Source organism: Mycobacterium sp. TH-M15, assembly GCF_057473705.1.
In genome coordinates this window covers 1-4891 of sequence record NZ_JBYCLB010000296.1, presented here as the reverse complement: position 1 = coordinate 4891, position 4891 = coordinate 1, and the positions used below count along the sequence as shown (strand labels likewise).

Below are 4891 nucleotides of genomic sequence, written 5' to 3'. Positions count from 1 at the left end.
GCGCCGGGGGCAGCTCGGTCGCCTGCGGCGGGGTCAGCGGGAAGACGGTGACCTCGGCCGCGGCGACGGTTGCCGTGCCGGCCAGCAGACCACCGCGGCCCAGCACGTCGACGGTGACGCGAACCGGGTAGCGGCCCCACCGCTCGGCGACGCCGGTCACCGCGCTCCGGGGCCCGCCCGGCCGGCCGGCGGTGGCCGGATCAGCGGCGTCGGCGGCCGCGACGGTCAGTGTCATCGCCGGGTCGGCCGCGACGGTGAGCTGCACCGGCGTCCGGGCCGGCTCGGCGGTCGCCCAGATGCTCAGCCGGCTCTCCTCGGTCTCGAAGCAGCGCTGCGACGCGGGCTGTGCGTGCACCCGAAGGGCGGGGACCGCCGGCTGCCAGGTGATCGAGGCCAGCACCCCCAGCAGCGGAGCGACGAACGCGATCAGCTGCCAGCGCGACCCGATCACCGCGACGGCCAGCGTCACCCCGGCACAGCTGGCCAGGGTCAGGGCCAGCGGCGCGGGCCGCCAGCGCAGCTCGACGTCGGTGTCCCGGACCGCCGAGGTCTCGGTCATCGCGGCTCGGCGTCCCCGGCGGCCGGTCCGGACGCCGACGTCCGCGGCACCGGCAGCCGGCGCAGCAGCTCGGCCACCACGTCGGCGCCCCGGATCTGCCGCACCCACATCTCCGGCCGCAGGGTGATCCGATGCGCCACCGCGGGGATGGCCAGCGCCTTGACGTCCTCGGGGATGACGTAGTCGCGCCCGCGCAGCAGTGCCCGCGCCCGGGACAGCTGGACCAGGTCGAGCTCGGCGCGCGGACTGGCGCCGACCGCGACCTGGGGGTGGTGTCGGGTCGCAGCGGCCAGCGACACCACATAGCGCAGCACGTCGTCGTGCACGCTGACCTGTTCGACCGATTCGCGCATGGCGATCAGGCCGTCGGCATCCACGATCCGGTCCACGGCCGGCTCGACCGAGCCCCGGTCCAGTCGCCGGCGCAGCATGACGCTTTCGTCGCCGTCGGTGAGGTAGCCGAGCTCCAGCCGGATCGCGAAGCGGTCCAGCTGCGCCTCCGGCAACGGATAGGTGCCCTCGTACTCGATCGGGTTGTCGGTCGCCAGCACGATGAACGGCGCCGGCAGCCGATGGGTCTGGCCGTCGATGCTCACCTGGTTCTCGGCCATCGCCTCCAACAGGGCCGCCTGGGTTTTCGGCGGTGTCCGGTTGATCTCGTCGGCCAGCAGCAGATTGGTGAAGATCGGGCCGCGACGGAACTCGAATTGTCCCGACTGCATGTCGTAGATGGTCGAGCCGAGCAGGTCGGCGGGGAGCAGATCCGGGGTGAACTGCACCCGGGTGAAGTCCAGGCCGAGCGCGGCCGCGAACGATCGGGCGATCAGCGTCTTGCCCAGCCCGGGCAGATCTTCGATCAGTACGTGGCCGCGGGCCAGTACGGTGGTGAGGATGAGTTCGAGGGCTGCGCGCTTGCCCACCACGACCTTCTCGATCTCGTCGAGGACCGTGGTGCTGTGCGCGGTGGTGGTCTCCGCGGGTGAACCCAGGCTCATGGTTGCTCCAGTCGCTGCAGGATCTCGGCCAGCGTATCCCGGCCGGGGCCGGGATCACCTCCCTCGGTGCGGGTGACGTTCTCCGGGTCGACCCACGCCCACAGCTCGGGGCCGAACAGCATCCGGCCGGTGGCGTCGAACGCGGCGCGGTCCTTGGTCCGCCGCTGGCCGGTGGTGACCTCGAATTTGCGGCCGAGGATCGGGCGCCAGTGCCGGTCCCAGTCCGCCCGGGTCCGCTCCGACCAGTAGACGAGCGTCTCGGTGCTGGACAGCCAGCGGCGCAACAGGTCCGTCCGGTGCTCCGGGCCGGCGTCGTCGCCGGCCGATGCGGCGCCGGCCATCACCCGGCGCACGCCGAACAGCAGGGCCGCCACCGCGGCACCCGACGCGGCCGGGATGATCTGTCGCTGGTGGGTCAGCAGCGCCAGCACTTCGACGCCCACCATCAGCGAGACACCCAGCGCCGCCCACGCCTTCACGGCGTTCCCTGCAGCTCGTCGAGCACCAGGCGCAGCACCCGGATCGCATCCGCGCGGTGCAGCTCGGTCATCCGGTGCGAACTGAACCGCGCCTCGGCGAACAGGTTCACCAACTGCCGGGCGTTTTCCGGCGGCAGCACCCGGTGGTCGACCGCCCGGGCCAGCACCTCGGTCGGGGTGTCGCAGTCTTGCGGCACGGCTCCCGGCAGATGGGCGAGCTCCCGCTCCATGGCGGCGTAGCAGCCGATGATGGCCGCCCGCGGGTCGCAGGCCGGATCGGCGATCTCGGCCAACCCGCGCTCCGCCGCCCGGGCCAGCGGCGCCGGCCCGGGCCGGGCATGGGTCGCCGGGTGCCGGCCGCGGCGCTCGGCGACCGGCGACGCACCGGGGCGTCTGCTGGCCTGGCCGGCAACGACGGCCGCGGCGATCACGATCAGCGTGAGGGCGCCGATCGCCGCGACGTAGCGGAAGATTACGTCCGAGTGCGGCGCCGGCCGGCCGGGTGGCCGGGCAGCGCCCGGCGGGACCGGGATGTCGGGGCCGGCAGGGCCGGCGGATCGGCCGCCGAACTCGCCGGGCGGCGCCCAGCCGAGCGGGTGACCGGCGAACAGGTGCCGCAGCAGCAGCACCGCCAGCACCCAGCCGGCGATGACGCCGAGCGTGATCAGCAGCACCCGCCAGCCGGCCCGCCCGCCGCGGTCTTTCGGCAGGGCGGGCAGCGCACCGAAGCTGCTGGGCACCGCGCGGCGATCCCGCATCCGCATGATGATCGCGATCGCCAGAATTCCCAGGGTGACGCAGAGCAATATGACCAGCAGGAGCAGCGCCAAGGCGCTGTTGCCGCCGGTCTCCTCCCGGTCCGGCGGCCGGCCGGCCGGCAGGTATCCGCGCAGCGCCGCGGCGGCCAGCAGCAGCAGGACGACCAGCGCGGCCACCCGCCCGGTTGCCCGATCGGCACGGTTCGTCGGCCTGGCTCCGTCGGGCGGCGCCGCGGACCGCCGATGGTCCGGGGCGCCGGGTGACGGCGCGGCGCTAGGGGTGGTCATGGTGATCCAACCCGTACGGCAAGCCCCGCTCCCGGGCCCACGCGTCGTGCGGCTTGCCGAGCGGCGTGATCGGTGCGGCCACCCCGTCCATGTCGTCGATTATCGACCGGAGATACAACGGCGCGCCCAGGGCGGAGCAGATCGGGTCGATGGTGAGGGTGATCCGGGTGCTTGACACCAGGTCGGGTGGGATCGGCAGCCGCCGGGCCGGGTGGTCCGGCGACCGCAGATCGATCAGACTGCGGGTGGCGCGTTGTGTCGCATCCGGTGTGCAGGTGCGACGGCAGCGCGGTACCGGATGCCGAGGCGAAGAACCGCACGAACGTGGTCAGCAGTTCGGTGTTCGCCACAGCACCCGGTCAGAGACCGGCTACCGACCGGCCGTCTCGTCGTGCCCGCCGAACTGTTTGCGCATCGCGGAGAGTGCCTTGTTGGCGAAGTCGTCGAGGTCGCGGGAGGCGAACCGGGATTGCAGCGCGGTGGTCAGCACCGGCGCCGGCACCCCCTCGTCGATGGCGGCGATCGACGTCCAGCGGCCCTCGCCGGAGTCGGAGACCCGGCCGGCGAACTCGTCCAGGGTCGGCGATCGGTGCAGCGCGATCGCGGTCAGGTCCAGCAGCCAGGAGCCGATCACGCTGCCGCGGCGCCACACCTCGGCGACCTCGGGGATGTCGATGTCGTACTGATAGAACTCGGGGTAGCTCAGCGGCGCGGTCTCGGCGTCGCCCTGCTGCGTCTTGGTGCCGATGTCGGCGTTGCGCAAGATGTTCAGCCCCTCGGCCAGCGACGCCATGATCCCGTACTCGATGCCGTTGTGCACCATCTTGACGAAGTGCCCGGCGCCGACCGGCCCACAGTGCAGGTAGCCCCGCTCGGCCTGCCCGACCTCGCCGATGCGGCCCGGCGTGCGGGGCGCCGCGTCCACCCCGGGGGCGATGGTGGCGAAGATCGGCTCGGCGTGGGCGAACGCATCGTCGTCGCCGCCGATCATCAGGCAGTAGCCGCGCTCCCGGCCCCACACACCGCCGCTGGTGCCGCAGTCGATCAGCCGGATACCCTTGCCGGACAGCGTCTTCGCGTGGGCGATGTCGTCGCGGTAGTAGGAGTTGCCACCGTCGATGACGATGTCGCCGGCCGACAGGGTGCCGGCCAGTTCGTCGACCACCCCGGTGGTGATCGCCCCCGCCGGGACCATCACCCAGACCACCCGCGGCCCGGTGAGCTTGCCGGCCAGGTCGGCCAGCGACGACGCGCCGGTGATCCGGTCGCCGGTCAGCGTTTTGACCGCCTCCGGATTGCGGTCGTACACCACGCACTCGTGGCCGTCGTCCACCAGCCGGCGAACCAGGTTGGCGCCCATCCGGCCCAGGCCGATCATCCCCAGCTGCATGTCCGCTCCTTCACTGTCGTTGCCCCAATCGCGGCCGGGCAGCCACGGTTGTTGCCAACCCCGATGGCCGCGCACCAGCGACTGCGCGGCCTCGGGCCCCCACGAGCCCGAGTCGTAGGGGCGGACCGGGCCGGGGGTGTCCAGCAGCGGCCGCACGATCCGCCAGGTCTCCGGTTATCCCGAAGATCACCAACAGATCTGAACTGGCGGCGGTCGCGGCCAAACCCGAACCGCCCCACGCGTAGCTCGGCTGCCAAGCCGACCCACCCACGACCTTAAACGTGACCGCCGCGCCGCGCCCGAAACCGCGCTTCCAGGCGCAGCAGCGTCACCGACTGCCGAACGGCGGGAAATACGGCTGCGGATGCTCCCGCGGAGACGGCACGATACCCGGGTCGGCGGACGGGCCCGCACCGCCGCGG

Annotated in this window: 5 protein-coding genes and 2 pseudogenes; all 7 read right to left on the bottom strand. The window is 72.8% G+C overall.

Translation table 11 applies throughout. The features are described 5' to 3' along the window. Positions 1–559 (bottom strand): annotated as a pseudogene (locus AC2VNT_RS06980) (DUF58 domain-containing protein); the annotation flags it as partial. Beyond that, entirely contained in the window at positions 556–1554 is a 999-nt protein-coding gene (locus AC2VNT_RS06975) for an AAA family ATPase (protein ID WP_486946155.1), read from the bottom strand. The pseudogene AC2VNT_RS06980 and the gene AC2VNT_RS06975, both read right to left, overlap by 4 nt. Next, positions 1551–2033, bottom strand: a complete 483-nt coding sequence (locus AC2VNT_RS06970) for a hypothetical protein (RefSeq protein WP_486946154.1) — start codon at positions 2031–2033, stop codon at positions 1551–1553. Before AC2VNT_RS06970 ends, AC2VNT_RS06975 begins: the two co-directional genes overlap by 4 nt. Beyond that, on the bottom strand, positions 2030–3079 hold the full coding sequence (locus tag AC2VNT_RS06965; RefSeq protein WP_486946153.1) for a DUF4129 domain-containing protein: 1050 nt from the start codon (positions 3077–3079) through the stop codon (positions 2030–2032). The genes AC2VNT_RS06970 and AC2VNT_RS06965 overlap by 4 nt, the downstream gene beginning before the upstream one ends. Beyond that, a complete protein-coding gene (locus AC2VNT_RS06960; protein ID WP_486946152.1) occupies positions 3066–3257 on the bottom strand; it encodes a hypothetical protein in 192 nt (63 codons plus the stop codon). Before AC2VNT_RS06960 ends, AC2VNT_RS06965 begins: the two co-directional genes overlap by 14 nt. A gap of 192 nt (positions 3258–3449) precedes the next feature. Then, on the bottom strand, positions 3450–4469 hold the full coding sequence (gene gnd / locus AC2VNT_RS06955; protein ID WP_486946156.1) for a phosphogluconate dehydrogenase (NAD(+)-dependent, decarboxylating): 1020 nt from the start codon (positions 4467–4469) through the stop codon (positions 3450–3452). A 36-nt stretch (positions 4470–4505) separates the two neighbouring features. After that, positions 4506–4640: pseudogene (locus tag AC2VNT_RS06950) on the bottom strand (hypothetical protein); the annotation flags it as partial. Positions 4641–4891: the final 251 nt, after the last annotated feature.

Coding starts and splice junctions, on each gene's coding strand:
- AC2VNT_RS06965 (WP_486946153.1), bottom strand. CDS start 3,079: ATGACCACCCCTAGCGCCGCGCCGTCACCCGGCGCCCCGGACCATCGG.
- gnd (WP_486946156.1), bottom strand. CDS start 4,469: ATGCAGCTGGGGATGATCGGCCTGGGCCGGATGGGCGCCAACCTGGTT.
- AC2VNT_RS06975 (WP_486946155.1), bottom strand. CDS start 1,554: ATGAGCCTGGGTTCACCCGCGGAGACCACCACCGCGCACAGCACCACG.